Below are 17,756 nucleotides of genomic sequence, written 5' to 3'. Positions count from 1 at the left end.
ATATAAACTACCTGTTAGATTTGAAGACAGATTGCTTCAATCACAAATAAAAAAGAAGAAATGATTTGTAATGGTGATCGGTATGCTGGAAAATAACCACGATGAATTTCTTCGCTTTCGATCTGAGTTCCGAGATGGTTTTCTGCTAGAGTTTTATAAGCACTTTTATCAACAATATACTGCCATATTTTAAATTCCTTAAAGTTTTTTGAAAACCGTTTTTTGAAATTAAAAAGTGAATCTTCTTTACTTCCTTTTCCGCCACCTAAATTAAAATACTTGTAGCCTTTATTGGTTGCTTGAATGCGCATTTCATCAATAATTAATTTAATGGGTTGAAGCTCAAAATAATCTTCATTAACTCCCGATAAGTGATATTGTACAATACGACCTGTTTTTAAAAATATGGCACCTGCAATAATTTTTTGTGTTTTGTTATGTCTACAAAGCATTAATTTAGAATTAATGTCTTTACTCGTTAAAAGTTTGTAATAGTAATCGGTATTAAAGAAGTAACTTTCATCAGCATCAATGCGTTCCATGGTGTTTACATAGAGCTGCATGAAGGTTTCTAGATGTTCTTCAATATTACCTTCAAATACAGAGCAAGATCTGCGCGATTTGTTTAAATACGTTTTTAGCCTTCTATTATATTTTGCTCTTTGGAGGTCAATGGGTTCTGTTAAGTCGATATTAACCACTTTGCCAAGAGGTGTAATTTTACCTAAACCATCAAGAATTGATTCAGACTCTTCTAAATAAGGATGGAGTCTTGAAAATACGGCTATAATATTATTTTTGAAAAAGTAGTCGTTTAGCTCTTTATGAAAATCTGCTTTGTTGAATTTTGCTTCAATATGTATTTTTAAAATACCCACATACCCATAAACAGACGTAGCATCTTTATATAGGGAATTATCAATATTTCGTATAAGAAGAGGTAAGACCAATGCTGTTAGTCCATCTGTATATTTAATAAGTACAGGTGACTCTTCCTCTTTTTTAGAAAGATGGTGATAATCATACGTATGGTAGAAGTCTGCATGTTCAACCATAGCAAGCTGCGCACTCCATTCTTTCTTATCAGTTATGATTTCAATCATTTTGATAAAAATTTAATAGCTAATTATGTGATTAAAGTTAACGAAATATTATCGTTAAACGTTTAATTGTTAATAATTTAAATATTAAATTGATATGGAGTACAGTTAACTTATACGAACAAAAATAATCTCTTTTAATAATTAAGAAACAACAGTATTATTTTATAGCTATCATACTAATTTCCACATTTACAAACTTAGGTAAATTAGCTACTTCAACGGTTTCTCTAGCGGGCGCAGTAGCTTCGTTAAAATACTTACCATAAACCTCGTTAATTTGCTTAAAGTTATTCATGTCACTAATAAATATAGAAGACTTAATAACGTTTTCAAACGTCATGTCAGCAGCTTCTAAAACCGCTTTCATGTTCTCCATCACTTGTTTGGTTTCGGTTTTAATATCGTCTATAACTAACTCCATGGTTTCAGGATGTAGAGCTATTTGCCCTGACGTGTATAACGTATTTCCTGATAAAACGGCTTGATTGTATGGACCTATTGGTGCTGGTGCTTTTGTTGTATTTATTATTTTTTTCATAACGGTTCCCCAAAGTGGGATTTTTATTAATGTTTAGTATTGTAACAAATTTAGTAATACAATTTCACTTCGACAAGTTCAATACACCAGTCTTAGAGGCATATTAAACTCACTAAGATGAAAAAAAATTATAAGTGTTATAGGTTCTATTTATGAGATAAAACTTCAGGCTTGCAAGCCGTTTTTAATTACCAACTTGCTGATCTGGTTGTTTTCGTTTATCGTATTTTAAATCTTTAAGTAAGTTAGATTTTATACCAATAAAGAAATTCCAAGAGGTTCGGTCGCTAAAAGGTATCCACGAGAAATTCATACGCCAACTTAATAAGTCGCGTTCAAAACGTAATTGTGTGTAGGTGAATCCTTGATTAAGGAAATCGTACCCAGAAGATGCTCCAAGACTCCATTTAGGCGATATATCTACATCTCCAGAGAACATTAATGAATGCGAGGATATTTTGTCTTCTCGTCTTGTATTTGTATAGTTAGCAGAATATGCTAATCTTAAACTCCAAGGCATTTTGTAGTTGTAGAACTCGTTATTTTCCTCCTCATCCTTCTTATTTTTATCTTGATCTGAGAGTCGTTTATCAGCAAAATCCTCAGACCTGCCAAATAAGTCGTCTGTCCGTCCTCCAGATCGTGCAGATTCTTGTGCTGATGCTCGTTTTTCTTCAGATTCACCGCCAGAGAAACTATCGTTAGACAAGGTGTAGCTCATATTAACGTTGGCAGATGTTAACCTAAAAAGACTTCCTCCATTATTTATATTAAAGGTGTTAACAACACTATTATTGCTATCTAAAGCATATGGATTTAGTGTCATTCCGAAGTTAATACTCATCTTTTTGTTCAAAATTTGAGTTCCACCACTCATACGCACAGGACTCCAATTTAAAGAATCTGCGGCAATATCATAGGCGGTAGAAAAATTCAGGTTATTTAATAAAAATATTTTCTCAGGTTCCGTTTTCGTAGAATCCTTAGAACGAATTTTTGCTTCAATATTATTACCTATAGACATACCAACACTACTAGAATAACGATTACCAGGACTACCGAATAAAGAGTTTTCAAAGCGTGTATATTCAACCTGATCAGAAGTGGTACCATCTGCATCAACAACTTCGTAAGTTTCATAATACTGATCAAATGCAGGATTAATTGAGTAACTCAACGACGGTCTTATAACATGTCTTATAGCTTTTACCTTGGCAGTTTTATCTTCATTTTCTAAATCGTACATACCATATATAGTTGTACCGACGCTTGCTCCGACGTTATAGGTTAAAAATCGGTCAAAACCGTTTTGATTTATAGTTACAATATCTTCATTTGCCGAATCGTAAAAACGTTTAATTGTTTTTAACGTCCAAGTTTCTTCAAAATTAGCATTGGCACTCACACTAAAATAATCGAAGACTTTAAAGTTAGTGGTTATTGGTATGCTATGTTTCATTCCGGTTATGGCATCATCAAACATTTCACTTTTACCAAAGACAGAGTCATTTGTTTGAATATTATATTCTCCTCTAGAAGTGAACTGGAAGTTAATATTATGAATAGCTCCTTTTTTAGTTCCTGTTTTTGGTGCAAATGGATAAATTCTACCCATAGAAGCTTGCATCGTTGGTAAGGTTAAATTAATATCACCAGTATTCGTATTTTGATTATGAGTTGCCGTTAAACTTAAATTGACTTGCGGTTCACCCGAAAATGTTTTTGAATACGAAACAGATGATGCTAAAGTGTTATTTAAAAAATTAGCTTGGTTCAATTGGTTAATAGATTCTTGATAATAAGAGCTACTTCCTAAGTTAACTGAGGCTGAAAAACGAGAATTGGGATTCGCCTTACTATCTTGGCTATGCGACCATCTAAGATTATATACTGTACTTTGAGTAAAGTCAGGAAACCCACGCTCTTCATTTAGTAAGTTTTCATATCTAAAACTCAAATTACCTCTATATTTATAACGTAAGGCATAATTGTTTTCTACGCGAAAACCATAACTACCATTTGTATAGTAATCACCAAGAAGAGCTAAATCTAAGTAATCACTAATGGCAAAATAGTATCCACCATTTTGTAAATTATACCCCTTGTTACTATCTTCTCCGAAAGTTGGGAAAATAAGACCAGAGGTTTGCTTCTTTGTCATAGGAAAAAACGCAAAAGGCAACGCAATTGGTGTCGGAATACCATATATCTCCATATAGGTTGGTCCAACAATAACCTTTTTGTTAGGTACCATTTTCATTTTGGTAGTTACAAATTGGTATTCCGGATCTTCTTCGTTTTCAGCCGTAGTAAAGCGACCGTTTTGCATAAAATAAACCGAATCGTTTTCTTTTTTAGTTAATGGGGAATACACCTTAAAACCTTGTTGCTCAGTTCTAGAATTAAAAACTAATGCTTTTTTAGTTTCGGTATTAAAAACAATAGAATCGGGCTCAATAATATTTTCTCCTTGTTTAAAAACAGGACGTTGTGAGTAGCCTGTAGAATCTTTTAAACGACCTGCGTAGACTAGGTTTTTACTGTAGTCAATAACAATAACTCCAGCCTTAATTTCCATGTCTTGGTAGAGTACTTCAGCTTCGTTATATAAGTAGATTTTTTTCTTTTTCTGACTCAAAGACACATAATCCGAAGCTTTGTATTTTACGGTACCTTCTAATAATCCTTTTTGTTTTACAGAATCTTTTTTTGTGGAATCAACCTCCTTTATGTTTACTGGAGGTTTAATAATTGAATCAATTACAACAGTGGCAGAATCCTTGCGTTGCTCTATCGGAATAGTTCCGGTCTTTTTAGGTAATTCTTGAGCGAAGCTAAAAGTGTTGATAAACACTGTAAAACTCAAGAGAAAAAGTATGTATAAGCTTTTTGTATGCAACGCTTTTAAATGTATTTTTGTAAAAGTATGGCTCGGTTTTTGAAACGCCAAAAGTACAGCTATTTTTTTGTGATTAATTTATTAAAATTAGAAATTAAAAAATACTGTTTCACTAATTGACACAATGTAATAAACCGAGATTATAAACCGTTAAATCAAATATGCAAACGACACTAAAACCTACAATAGTATTTTCGATCCTTTTATTTATAAGTACTTTAACATCTTATACGACTTTACATGCACAAGAAGAAAAGTTTGTGGTGGTCTTAGATGCAGGACATGGAGGTGGAGATTCTGGTAACGTTGGTAATGGACATAGCGAAAAAAATATTGCGCTTAAAATTACACTAGAAGTCGGTAAGGAGCTTGAAAAAAATCCAGATATCAAAGTTATCTACACACGTAAAACTGACGTTTTTATCGCTTTGCACGAACGTGCCAATATTGCAAATAGGGCAGATGCAGACTTATTTGTATCCATTCATTGTAATGCACACAGTTCACAAGCCAGTGGGACGGAAACATTTGTTTTAGGTGAGAAAAATACAGGACGTAATTTTGAAGTAGCCAAACGTGAAAACGAAGTTATTTTTAAAGAAGAAAATTATGAAGAAAATTATGCAGGGTTTGATCCAAGCTCCCCAGAATCTACAATAGCTATTGGTATAGAGCAAGAAGTCTATATTGAGCAAAGTATTGTATTAGCTCGAAAAATTGAAGATAACTTTGTAAATAATGCCAAGCGTAAAAGTAGAGGGTTAAAGCAAGCAAGCTTGCTGGTTATTAGAAATACATATATGCCAAGTGTTTTGGTAGAAGTTGGATTTTTAACCAATAATAGTGAAGGTAATTACCTTAATACTAAAGCCGGACAATCAAAAATGGCAAGTGCCATAAAAGCAGCGATAACTGATTACAAAAAAGAACTAGATCAAAACGTTGGGAGTCATATTCTACATGTAGAAGCAGAAACTATGAAAGAAGTAGAAGAAACTCCTAGAGTTATTGAAGGCGTAATCTTTAAAGTTCAGATTGCGGCAAGCTCTAGAGATTTGGAAGCTAAATCCTATAATTTTAAAGGTCTTGCTGATATTTCGCGTGAAAAAACAGGTCAGATTTATAAATACTTCAGTGGAAAAACTTCCGATTACAATAAAGTGAAACAACTTCAAAACGAAGCTAAATTAGCGGGTTATTCAGGTGCTTTTATTGTAGCTTATAAAGATGATAAAAAAATTGATGTCGCAGATGCGTTAAAATCTGATTCTAATTAGAAACATTATTAATATATTTATTCCTAATTTTGTTAGCAAACTAAAGAAAACGCCCATTGAAAGTTTCAAGAGAAGTAAAAACAGCAATATTAGTGTTAGCTGGTATCGCTTTTTGCATATACCTATTTACATATCTTAAAGGTGAAGACCTTTTTGATAATTCAAACACTTATTATACGGAATTCGATTATAATGCATTAAGCATGTCCTCTCCCGTAACAATTAAAGGTAATAAAATAGGAAAGATAGAAGAGATTAAATACGATTTCGATTCTGGTAAAACACGAATTTCATTCACCGTAACGCCAGAATTAAAATTTTCTAAAAACAGTATTGTTCGCTTATACCAAGATGGTTTAATGGGTGGAAATGCCTTATCAATTGTTGAAGCAAATGATGGAGTTACAGCAAAATCAGGGGATTTTATTAAATCAGAAGTCAAGCCAGGAATGATTTCGTCCTTGGAAAAGAACTTCTCAGGTATTAGTGAAGATTTAGGCACAACACTTCGTTCTTCAGATACCTTACTTACCAATTTAAATGCCTTAGTCATTGATGAGTCCGACGATGGTTTAAAACAAACGATTGCTGAACTAAACGCTACATTAAAATCATTTAAGAATGTCGCTTTTAAAGCAAATTCACTTATTAGCGATAACGATGAAAAAATCGCTTCCGTTTTAGAGAACTTTGATAAAACAAGTGCAGAATTAGCCATTTTAATAAAAGATCTTAATGATGCAAATCTTTCTAATACCGTTAAGAATCTTGATGAAATGGTCTTAAAGCTAAATCAATTAGCTACAGGTCTTGCCGCAGGAGAAGGTTCAATAGGAAAACTATTAAAGGACGATGCACTATATGATAACTTAGAAAATGCATCAAAAGAATTGCAATTATTACTCTTAGATATTAAGCTTCATCCAGCAAGATACAGACGTATTTTATCCAAAAGAGAGATTCCGTACGAGGAACCAACGCAAGAGGAGTTAAATAATAACTAGACCCATCAATCATGGAATATTTACCGAATATCATTTTTGCAGTTATCCTAATATTAGGTATTGGTTATTTTGTTAGAAATATCAAAAAAATAATTCGAAATATAAAATTAGGTCAAGATGTAGATGCTAGTGATAATAAATCTCAACGTTGGAAAAATGTAGCATATATTGCTTTAGGTCAGAGTAAAATGGTGAAACGACCTGTCTCTGGGTTTCTTCATGTCATTGTTTATGTTGGATTTATTATTATAAATATTGAAGTTTTAGAAATTATAATCGATGGTGTTTTTGGGACACATCGTATTGGTCAACAAGTTTTACCAGAATGGTTATATGGATTTCTAATTGGTTCATTCGAGATATTATCTGTTTTAGTTCTGGTTTCAGTATCCGTGTTTTGGCTACGAAGAAATGTAATTAAAATTAAGCGTTTCTTAAGTTCAGAAATGAAGGGTTGGCCTAAGAGTGATGGTAATATTATTCTTTATTTTGAAGTTGTGTTAATGTGTTTATTCTTACTAATGAATGCTACTGATACTATATTTCAAAATACAGGATCTGGTAATGTTATCTCACAATTTATTGCCCCTTGGTTTGAGGGAGTATCGGGAGGAACACTAAGTGTTATTGAGAAAACAGCTTGGTGGTTGCACATTGTAGGTATTTTAATTTTCTTGAATTACTTATACTTCTCAAAACATTTACATATTCTTTTAGCATTTCCAAATGTATATTTAGGAAATGTAGAGCCAAAAGGGAAATTCAATAATCTTGATGCTGTTACGGCTGAAGTAAAATTAATGATGGATCCGGATGCAGATCCTTATGCAGCACCTGCAGAAACTTCGGAAGACGACGTACCAGCAAAATTTGGAGCTAGTGATATTATGGATTTAAGTCAAGTTCAATTGCTCAATGCCTACACGTGTACTGAATGTGGCCGTTGTACAAGTGAATGCCCTGCCAATCTTACAGGTAAAAAATTATCGCCTCGTAAGATTATGATGGACACTAGAGATCGATTAGAAGAAGTCGGGAAAAACATTGATGCCAACAACGGTGAATTCAAAGATGATGGCAAACAACTTTTAGGAGATTATATTACAAACGAAGAACTTTGGGCTTGTACCACATGTAATGCTTGTGTAGAAGCTTGTCCTGTGAGTATAGATCCATTATCAATTATTATTGAAATGCGTCGTTATTTAGTTATGGAGCAAAGTGCAGCGCCAATGGAACTAAATAATATGATGACCAATATAGAAAATAATGGAGCACCTTGGCCTTATAACCAAATGGATCGTTTAAATTGGAAAGACGAAAAGTAAGAGAGACGGAAGCTGGAAGACAGAAGTTGGAAGTTAGCACACTTGTCTTGTTGAGTGCAGTCGAAACCTATTTGGAACACAATTACGGAACTTTTAAAACTTAATTAAATGAGTTATATTTTAAGTGTAAAACCACAAGTTAGATTACAGATAGGAATAATTATTTCTATTCTTGCCTTAATTTCTTTATACTTAGTTTGGAATTATGATTTTGGAGGATTTGCAGGCGGTTTTATTACAGGAATTCTAATAGGTTTAGGATTTGGTTTAATAGTAACTCATAAGAAAACAAACTAAAATGATGAGCGAGCAACTAATAGTGCCAACCATGGCAGAAATGATGGCAGAAGGCAAACAACCAGAAATTTTATTTTGGGTAGGTTCTGCTGGTAGTTATGATGATAGAGCAAAGAAAATCACTAAAGCTTTTGTAAAGATTCTAAACAAAGCTAATGTCAATTTTGCCGTTTTAGGAACCGAAGAAAGTAATACCGGAGATGTGGCAAAACGCGCCGGCAATGAATTTTTATTTCAGATGCAAGCCGTTATGAATATTGAAGTGCTCAACGTTTATGAAGTAAAACGTATTGTAACATGCGATCCACACTCTTTTAATTGTATTAAAAATGAGTATCCTGGTTTAGGTGGAAACTATGACGTTATCCATCATACACAATATATAAAAGAACTGATGAGCTCTGGTCGTCTAACCGTAGAAGGAAATACGTATAAAGGCAAACGAATTACCTTTCACGATCCTTGTTATTTAGGAAGAGGAAATGGTGTTTACGATGCACCAAGAGATGTTCTTAAAAAAACCAATGCTACTTTGGTAGAAATGAAACGCCATAAAGGAACAGCTTTATGTTGTGGCGCTGGTGGAGCACAAATGTTTAAAGATGCAGAGCCCGGAAATAAGGAAATTAATGTACTTAGAACCGAAGATGCCATAGAAACGCAACCAGAAATTATTGCTACCGGTTGTCCGTATTGTAATACCATGATGACAGACGGTGTAAAGTTTAAAGAAAAAGAATCTGAAATTAAGGTTTTGGATATTGCTGAGTTGATTGCTAATGCATAATACGATAAGGTTGTGGGAAACAATATTGAAAAATTACCAATAAAAAAGCGGGTTATTTTAGGTGTTGCCATTGGTTTATTTTATGCTTCATTAATGGCGGGTTATGACTATTTTACCGACGAACCATTTTCTTTGCCAAAGTTTCTATTTAATGCTTTCTTTTTTGGATTGGTTATGAGTTATGCATTTAGGTATAAAATCACTAAAAATAAAGGTTAATAATATGTTTATACAATGAACTTCACAAATCCTCAAATACAAACAGAAGACTTACCTAATATTGAAGACGTTGTCTTAAAGCCCATTTCAAAATCATATTTAAAAATTATCACACTTAATAGACTCGCTTTTTATAGTCTTATTTTAGGTGCTGTGTTTGGTTTAAAATACCTCATTAAAGAAGACGGTTTTCAAGATAATTTTTGGTTAGTGTTTATTGGAGTTATAGTGATTTGCATTGCAAATTTTATCATTTCTATTTTAGCATTTAAAAAGCGTAAATATGCTGTTCGAGGTTACGATGTTATTTATGCCAAAGGTTTAATTATTCATTCTATAATCACCGTGCCTATTTCTAGAATACAGCATGTTGAAGAATCTAGAAGTTGGTTGGCAAGACACTTAGGATTGTCTACACTCAAAATATTTACTGCAGGAGAAGCCGGAAGTGATCTAAGTATTAAAGGACTTCAGCAGTTAGAAGCAAAAGGTATCAACGATTTTATTAGCGCCAAGGTTAATGGAAATAACTGATTTTTCGCAACCTATAAGGCAATCAGCTAAAGGGATAATTGTCATTTTTGCATTTAATCTGCTTAAATTTTTCAAAAAATTTGTTGTGTTTTTTATAGCTTTTGGTATTCAAGTTATAAGAAAAAAATCATTTGGAGGTGTGACGCCAACAATGATATATTTAGGATTGATAGCGATGTTAGTCCTTATTTTAATTATAGCGATTCTAAAATATTTCAATTTCAAGTTTCATCTCAGCAAAGACGATTTTCATTTAGCAACAGGAATCATCAATAAGGATAATATCATCATTCCAAAATCAAAGATTCAGAACGTTTATATTAAACAAAATTTTCTGCAGCAAATTATAAATGTGGTTTCCGTAAAAATTGAAACTGCGGGAGATAAAAAATCTGAAATTGAAATTAGCGCTTTAGATAAGCGAACAGCTTTATTATTAAAGAAAAAACTATTTAATAAAACTACTAGTATAAGTGGAGAACTAGAGCAAGTAGAATCTATTGAAGAACCTGAAGTGTTTTTTAAGGTAACACCAAAACGATTGTTTTTAGAAGGCTTATCTCAAAATCATTTTAAGAGTTTTCTACTGATAATTACTTTTTCTTATGGCTTATACAGTGAATTGAAAGATTTTTTAAAAGAATTAGATTTAGAGAAGCATGTTGACGGTTTAGTAGAATTGGATGAAGCCACAATACTTAATTTAATAATCACTAATGTTATTATTGTAATTGGGGTCGTGTTGATTTCATTTTTGTTTTCAATAGTTAAAACATTTATTATCAATTTTAATCTCGAAGTTGTTGAACATCAAAAAACAATAGAAATTAATAAAGGACTTTTTAATAAAGTGTCATTGAGTTTAACGCCAAGCCGCATTCAAAATTTAGTCATTACAACGAATAGAGTTAAACAGTATTTTGGATTACATTCCTTGTCAGTTAAACAAGCTATGGTTAATGTAAAGCAGCAGAAAAACTTCAATATTGTTGCCTTAGAAAAAGAGCAGCTTAATTATTTAGTAAATAAACTCATCTCCAATTATAGTGAAGATCAAGGTGAAATAGCGAAACCAAGACCGTATTTTATGCGGATTACTACTTTAGAAATGCTAGTTTTTGGTAGTGTTATTAATGGTTTGTCGTTGGCAATATTCGGAATAGAAATGTTGTGGATTAACGCCGTTTTTATTCCTGTTGCGGCCTTGTACATCTATTTTGCTTATAAAAAAGCTTATTATAAAATTTCAGAGAATTTTGTAACTATTGGTAGTGGTGTGATTGATACCACAACGAATATTTTAGAGATTCATAAAATACAGGGAGTAAAGCTGAAACAGACAATTTTTCAAAGACCTAGAGATATTGCTTCACTTGTTATTTCTACGGCTTCAAAATCTGTAACGATTCCCTATATATCAAAGTCAGAAGCCCTAATTATTTATGATTTCTTATTATATAAGGTAGAATCTCAAGACAGAGATTGGATGTAAAACCGTATTTTTACAATCAGAAAAATGATGAATTTATGTTAGTCGATTTTAATACCTTACCAGAAGAATCTAGAGTTTGGATTTATCAATCCAATCGTTCATTTTCAGATGAAGAGTTAGAACAACTTAAAACACAATTAGATACGTTTATAGAAGCTTGGACGGCTCACGGGAAAGATCTAAAAGCAGGTTATAAACTGGTTTACAAACGCTTTATAGTGATTGCAATGGATCAAAGTTTGAATAGTGCAACAGGTTGCTCTATTGATTCATCTGTTACTTTTATTCAACAATTAGAGCAACAATATGATGTTGATTTAATGGATAAAATGAATGTGTCTTATAAGCAAGGTGAGTTTATTGCCTATAAATCATTAATTGATTTTAAAAAAATGGCACAGCAGAAAGCAGTGTCTAAAAACACTATCGTTTTTAATAATCTAGTCACCAATATTGCAGAATTCAATGAAAATTGGGAAGTTCCAGCAAGTGAAAGTTGGCATAACCGATTTATTAAATAACACTTCACGCAAAAAACTTTCATAGTTCAAATAGATTGGTCATTTTTACGGCGACAAACAACTTAAAAACAACCCCTTTACAGTGGCTACAGACATTTTCTTATTAAATATTTCAGGACAAGATAGACCGGGTTTAACTTCAAGCTTAACTAGTGTTTTAGCAGAATATGATGCTAAAATTTTAGACATAGGACAAGCTAATATTCATGATACACTATCGTTGGGGATTATGTTTGAAATTAAAAAGGTAAAAAATCGTCAGCAGTTCTTAAAGATTTATTGTTTAAGGCGTATGAACTTGGAATTAAAGCTAAATTCACACCAATTTCACTTGAAGATTATGAAAATTGGGTGAACCAGCAAGGTAAAGATCGTTACATCATTACTATTTTAGGAGAAAAATTAGCTGCAGAACAAATATCTGAGGTTACTAAGATTATTTCTGAAAAGAACCTAAACATCGATTCTATTAAGCGATTAACAGGACGATTATCATTGGTTAAAAAAGAAGAATATCCAAGAGCGTCTATCCAATTATCTATTAGAGGAAAAATAGGTGATAAGTCTGATTTTACACGTAAATTTATGGAAATTTCAAGAGAGTTAGATGCTGATATTGCGTTTCAAGAGGATAATATTTTTAGACGTAACAGACGTTTGGTTTGTTTTGATATGGATTCAACGTTAATCCAAACCGAAGTTATCGATGAGCTTGCAGAATTAGCAGGAGTTGGAGAGCAAGTAAAAGCAATAACAGAATCTGCCATGCAAGGTGAAATAGATTTTAATGAAAGTTTTAAACAACGCATGAAACTTTTAGAAGGCTTAAGCGAATCTGTTTTACAAGAAGTTGCAGAACGGTTACCAATAACCAAAGGTGCAAAACGCTTAATAGATACATTACATTATTACGGATTTAAAACGGCTATTCTTTCTGGTGGATTCACCTATTTTGGACATTATCTTCAGAAAAAACTGGATATCGATTATGTATTTGCAAATCAACTTGAAATTAAAGATGGTGTTTTAACAGGCGGTTATCTTGGTGATATAGTTGATGGTAATAAAAAAGCAGAATATCTTCAACAATTAGCTGATGAAATGGGAATTGATATCAGTCAAACCATTGCTGTTGGTGATGGTGCCAATGATCTACAAATGCTTAATCTCGCTGGTTTAGGAATTGCGTTTCATGCAAAACCGACAGTAAAGGACAATGCACAGAGTTCTATTTCTAGTATAGGATTAGATGGTGTGTTGTATTTGTTAGGTTATCATGATAGACATATTGATCTGTTATCTTAAACTTTAAAATTTAATCTTGATTGAGCAGTTTATAAAACTATCATAAAGTCTTTTTACTTATTCTTAAATATGCTAATTTGGCATAATATTCGTTATAATTTAATCAATTCAACTGTAAACGATAAAAGATTGCTAATGCGCTACTTTGCCCTTATTCTTATATGTACTTGTTTCCAATTTAATTTTGGGCAAGACCTTTCTAAAAATCCACTGCAATCCAAAGATCCCATTCAACAACAGAAATGGGTAGATAGTTTATACAATTCTATGTCTGTTGAAGAAAAAATTGGGCAACTATTTATGGTTCAGGTGTTTTCTGATAAAGGGAAAGCACATGAAAATAGTATTGCTAAACTAATTACGGGTCAGCATATTGGTGGTCTAATTTATTCTAACGGAGGACCCGTTCGTCAAGCCAAATTAAATAATGAATTACAAGCTGGTTCTAAAATTCCATTGTTAATAGGAATGGATGCAGAATGGGGTTTGAGCATGCGTTTGGATTCTACATACGCGTTTCCATGGAATATGACCCTTGGCGCAATTACAGATAATAAGTTGGTAGAACAAGCCGGACGACAAATTGGTGAACACTGTAAGCGATTAGGTGTACATTTTAATTTTGCGCCTGCTGTAGATATTAATACCAATCCTAAAAATCCAATCATTGGTAACCGTTCTTTTGGTGAGGATAGAGATAATGTTACCGAAAAAGGATTAGCATTTATGAAAGGCATGCAAAGCGCTGGAACATTAGCAAACGCTAAACATTTTCCTGGTCATGGAGATACCGAAGACGATTCACATTTAAAATTACCTACTATTAATTTTAGTGCAAAACGGATTGACTCTATTGAACTATACCCTTATAGAAAGCTTATAAAAGAGGGACTATCTAGTGTTATGGTAGCACATTTAAATGTACCAAGCTTAGAATCGCGAAGAGATTTTCCATCGTCATTATCAAAACATATCGTTACTGATATTTTAAAAGATAGTTTAGGATTTAATGGATTGATTTTTACCGATGCCTTAACGATGAAAGGTGCAGCTGATTATGTTGAAAATGATGTAGATGGTTCAAACGTAAAAGTTTAATACAAGGTGGTGAGATTGATTTGATGGCATTTTTAGCCGGAAATGACGTCATGCTAATGTCCGAAGATCCAGAAAAAGGTATAGCTAAATTTGTTGAAGCATTTACTAATGGCACTATAACAGAAGAACGACTAGCGCATTCGGTTAAGAAAATATTGATGGCCAAATATAAGGTTGGTTTAAATAATTATTCTCCTATTGGAATTTATGATTTAGAAAAAGATTTGAACAGACTAAAAGACGATCTACTCTATGAGGAACTCATGGAAAATGCTATTACAGTTGTAAAAAACACGAATGAGTTGTTACCATTTAGAGATTTAGAAACTAAGAAAATTGCTTATGTATCATTAGGTGATGATGATGGTTCTGTGTTTTTAGATGAGTTAAAAAAATACACCAAGGTCCACGAGATTAAAGCAGATAAACTTGATGAAATAATTTCGAAACTTCAAAATTATAATACCGTTGTAGTTGGTTTTCATAAATCGAATGCCAACCCTTGGAAGAGTTTTGAATTTTCGCAAAAGGAATTGGCTTGGTTGTATGAAATCGCAAGAACCAATACTGTTGTTCTAGATGTGTTTGCTAGACCATATGCGTTGAATGATTTGCTAACGGTAGAAAATATTGAAGGTATTGTAATGAGTTATCAGAATAGTAAAATAGCTCAAGAAAAATCGGCTCAACTTCTTTTTGGAGCGTTAGAAGCAAAGGGTAAATTACCAGTAAGTACAGGGCCATTTTTTCCGGTAGGTACAGGTGAAATTTATAATTCACTATTGAGTTTGAGTTACGGTTTACCAGAGCGTGTAGGCATGGATTCTAAATTACTAAGCCGAATAGATTCAGTTGCTCATCGTGCTATTGATGGTAAAATGACACCAGGAATTCAACTTATAGTCGCCCGAAAAGGTAAAGTGATTTACAATAAGAATTTCGGATATCATACCTATGAGAAGAAAGACGAGGTAAAATTTGAAGATCTTTACGATGTCGCATCCTTGACAAAAATATTAGCGACATTACCTGTTTTAATGGAGTTAGAGGAACAGGGTTCAATATCCTTAGATGATAAATTAGGAGATTTAATTCCAGAATACAAAAACTCGAATAAGAGAAATGTGACCCTGAAAAAAATGTTATCTCACTATGCGCAACTTAAGCCATGGATTCCGTTTTACTATGCAACTTTAGATTCGGTAACTAAACGGCCAGATCCAAAATATTACAGAAAAGAACGTACTGCAGGTTTTACGGTAGAAGTTACCAATACGCTTTTTATGCGAGATGATTACAAAGACTCTATTCAAAAAGTAATACGTGATAGTGATTTATTATCTAGCTTAAGATATCGTTATAGCGATTTACCGTATTATATTCTTAAAGATTATCTCGAAGATTTTTATGATAAACCATTAAGCGAAATTACGGAAGATCGTTTTTATAAATCTTTAGGTGCGAATTATACAACGTATAACCCACGAACCAAATTCAGCTTAAAAAATATAGTTCCAACAGAAATTGACGATTATTATCGCTTTAAAGAAGTGCACGGTTATGTACATGATATGGGAGCCGCAATGCAAGATGGAATAGGTGGACATGCAGGTATTTTTAGTAATGCAAATGATGTTGCTAAAATAATGCAGATGTATTTGCAAAAGGGTTTTTATGGAGGTAAACGTTATCTAAAAAGTGAAACCATAGATAAGTTTAATTACTGTTATTACTGTGGAAATAATAATAGGAGAGGTGTAGGGTTTGATAAACCACAATTAGGAGAAGAAGGTCCAACTTGTGGTTGTTTATCTATGACAAGTTTTGGACATTCAGGTTTTACTGGGACCTATGCTTGGGCTGATCCTGAAGAAGAAATAGTTTATGTGTTTTTAGCCAATAGAACGTATCCAGAAGCTGGAAAAAATCTATTATTAAGAGAAAATATTAGAACAGATATTCAGCGTTTAATCTACGAAGCTATAATCGATTAGTATTTTTTCTAAGTTAAATACGATTGGCGTTGTAAGGACTACTGCAAATGCTAGACTATTTTGAATATCGTATTTAGGTTGTTGTTATGAATTAGCATCACCGAGATACAAGTTAATATGTACTTAAAGTTAATAGCCAATAATAGAAAAACCATTAACTTTAAAAATTAAAAGGTTTACATGAAAATTGGAATAGTTTGTTACCCAACATTTGGAGGAAGTGGCGTTGTAGCTACAGAATTAGGCTTAGAGCTTTCAAAACGTGGTCACGAGATTCACTTTATAACGTATAGTCAACCTGTACGTTTAGAATTGTTGAGTAATAATGTTCATTTTCACGAGGTTCACGTTCCAGAATATCCTCTTTTTCTTTATCAGCCTTACGAGCTTGCTTTGTCGAGTAAATTAGTAGATATGGTAAAGTTGCATGGTATTGAATTATTACACGTACATTATGCCATTCCTCATGCGTATGCGGCTTATATGGCCCAACAAATGTTAAAAGATGAAGGCATTTTTGTACCTATTGTAACTACGTTGCACGGTACTGATATTACCTTAGTTGGTAGTCATCCATTTTATAAACCAGCTGTAACGTTTAGTATCAATAAATCTAACGCAGTAACATCTGTTTCAGAAAGTTTGAAGAAAGATACCATGCGCTTGTTTGACATAAAACGAGAGATTCATGTGGTGCCTAATTTTATAGATCTAGAAAAGCATACACATAGTTTTACGGATTGTCAACGCGTCATGATGGCAGATGATGATGAACGCATTATAACCCACATTAGTAACTTTAGGGAAGTCAAACGAATTCCTGATGTGATTAAGATTTTCTATAATATTCAAAAAGAATTACCTGCAAAGTTAATGATGGTTGGTGAAGGTCCGGAAAAAGAAGCTGCAGAGAATTTAGTTGAAGAATTAGGGATAAGTGATCGTGTTATTTTTGTTGGAAACAGTAATGAAATCGATCGTATTTTGTGTTTCAGCGATTTATTTTTGTTACCATCGCAAACCGAAAGTTTTGGTTTAGTTGCACTTGAGGCAATGGCAAGTAGCGTACCGGTAATATCTACGAATACAGGTGGATTGCCAGAGGTTAACGAAGATGGTTTTTCAGGCTATTTGAGTGAGGTTAATGCAATTAAGGATATGTCTAAAAATGCTATAAAAATATTATCAGATATCGATACCTTAAATCAGTTTAAAGCCAACGCAAAAGTACAATCTCAGAAATTTGATTTGCACAATATTGTACCGATGTACGAGAAAATATATGAAGACACCTTGAAAGAATTTTTAGTGGTGAACTAAACGGCATTGATTTTCTTATAAAACTAAAAAGTCTTCCTAT

The 17,756-nt window shown here is 32.9% G+C and carries 13 protein-coding genes and 2 pseudogenes; 12 read left to right on the top strand and 3 right to left on the bottom strand.

What is annotated here, in order from left to right; all coding sequences use genetic code 11:
* Positions 1–14: 14 nt before the first annotated feature.
* The 3 genes from ADIWIN_RS05985 to ADIWIN_RS05975 all read right to left on the bottom strand — a co-directional run bounded on the left by ADIWIN_RS05985 (position 15) and on the right by ADIWIN_RS05975 (position 4,591).
* Complete coding sequence (locus ADIWIN_RS05985; RefSeq protein WP_020897824.1) at positions 15–1,103, bottom strand: peptidoglycan bridge formation glycyltransferase FemA/FemB family protein; 1,089 nt, start codon at positions 1,101–1,103, stop codon at positions 15–17.
* Positions 1,104–1,260: 157 nt separating this feature from the next.
* Positions 1,261–1,641, bottom strand: coding sequence for a RidA family protein (locus tag ADIWIN_RS05980; protein ID WP_020897823.1), 381 nt, complete (start codon positions 1,639–1,641; stop codon positions 1,261–1,263).
* Between the two features lie 184 nt (positions 1,642–1,825).
* Positions 1,826–4,591 carry a putative LPS assembly protein LptD gene (locus ADIWIN_RS05975; RefSeq protein ID WP_020897822.1) on the bottom strand — a complete coding sequence of 922 codons (2,766 nt, stop codon included), beginning with the start codon at positions 4,589–4,591 and terminating at the stop codon, positions 1,826–1,828.
* Positions 4,592–4,701: 110 nt separating this feature from the next.
* Here ADIWIN_RS05975 and ADIWIN_RS05970 point away from each other — a divergent pair, with 110 nt between their 5' ends.
* The 12 genes and pseudogenes from ADIWIN_RS05970 to bshA all read left to right on the top strand — a co-directional run bounded on the left by ADIWIN_RS05970 (position 4,702) and on the right by bshA (position 17,716).
* Positions 4,702–5,817 (top strand): N-acetylmuramoyl-L-alanine amidase family protein, encoded by a 1,116-nt coding sequence (locus tag ADIWIN_RS05970; protein ID WP_020897821.1) that lies wholly within the window; start codon positions 4,702–4,704, stop codon positions 5,815–5,817.
* 56 nt (positions 5,818–5,873) lie between these two features.
* Positions 5,874–6,821, top strand: a complete 948-nt coding sequence (locus tag ADIWIN_RS05965) for an MlaD family protein (RefSeq protein ID WP_020897820.1) — start codon at positions 5,874–5,876, stop codon at positions 6,819–6,821.
* 11 nt (positions 6,822–6,832) lie between these two features.
* Positions 6,833–8,149, top strand: a complete 1,317-nt coding sequence (locus ADIWIN_RS05960) for a 4Fe-4S dicluster domain-containing protein (protein WP_020897819.1) — start codon at positions 6,833–6,835, stop codon at positions 8,147–8,149.
* Between the two features lie 108 nt (positions 8,150–8,257).
* Positions 8,258–8,446, top strand: coding sequence for a hypothetical protein (locus tag ADIWIN_RS05955; RefSeq protein WP_020897818.1), 189 nt, complete (start codon positions 8,258–8,260; stop codon positions 8,444–8,446).
* Between the two features lie 4 nt (positions 8,447–8,450).
* Positions 8,451–9,233 carry a (Fe-S)-binding protein gene (locus ADIWIN_RS05950; RefSeq protein WP_040756671.1) on the top strand — a complete coding sequence of 261 codons (783 nt, stop codon included), beginning with the start codon at positions 8,451–8,453 and terminating at the stop codon, positions 9,231–9,233.
* A 12-nt stretch (positions 9,234–9,245) separates the two neighbouring features.
* Entirely contained in the window at positions 9,246–9,452 is a 207-nt protein-coding gene (locus ADIWIN_RS05945) for a hypothetical protein (RefSeq protein ID WP_020897816.1), read from the top strand.
* A gap of 15 nt (positions 9,453–9,467) precedes the next feature.
* Positions 9,468–9,986 (top strand): PH domain-containing protein, encoded by a 519-nt coding sequence (locus tag ADIWIN_RS05940; RefSeq protein WP_020897815.1) that lies wholly within the window; start codon positions 9,468–9,470, stop codon positions 9,984–9,986.
* An 85-nt stretch (positions 9,987–10,071) separates the two neighbouring features.
* A complete protein-coding gene (locus ADIWIN_RS05935) occupies positions 10,072–11,478 on the top strand; it encodes a PH domain-containing protein (RefSeq protein WP_161624667.1) in 1,407 nt (468 codons plus the stop codon).
* A 35-nt stretch (positions 11,479–11,513) separates the two neighbouring features.
* Positions 11,514–11,999, top strand: coding sequence for a hypothetical protein (locus ADIWIN_RS05930; RefSeq protein ID WP_040756670.1), 486 nt, complete (start codon positions 11,514–11,516; stop codon positions 11,997–11,999).
* Positions 12,000–12,081: 82 nt separating this feature from the next.
* Positions 12,082–13,304 (top strand): annotated as a pseudogene (gene serB / locus ADIWIN_RS05925) (phosphoserine phosphatase SerB).
* 135 nt (positions 13,305–13,439) lie between these two features.
* A pseudogene (locus ADIWIN_RS05920) lies at positions 13,440–16,396 on the top strand (serine hydrolase domain-containing protein).
* Positions 16,397–16,576: 180 nt separating this feature from the next.
* Positions 16,577–17,716 carry an N-acetyl-alpha-D-glucosaminyl L-malate synthase BshA gene (gene bshA, locus ADIWIN_RS05915; RefSeq protein WP_020897809.1) on the top strand — a complete coding sequence of 380 codons (1,140 nt, stop codon included), beginning with the start codon at positions 16,577–16,579 and terminating at the stop codon, positions 17,714–17,716.
* The last annotated feature ends 40 nt before the right edge of the window (positions 17,717–17,756 follow it).

Source organism: Winogradskyella psychrotolerans RS-3, assembly GCF_000427335.1.
GTDB lineage: Bacteria > Bacteroidota > Bacteroidia > Flavobacteriales > Flavobacteriaceae > Winogradskyella > Winogradskyella psychrotolerans.
The sequence above is the reverse complement of the archived record's forward strand: the minus strand, read 5'-3'. Positions and strand labels throughout refer to the sequence as shown.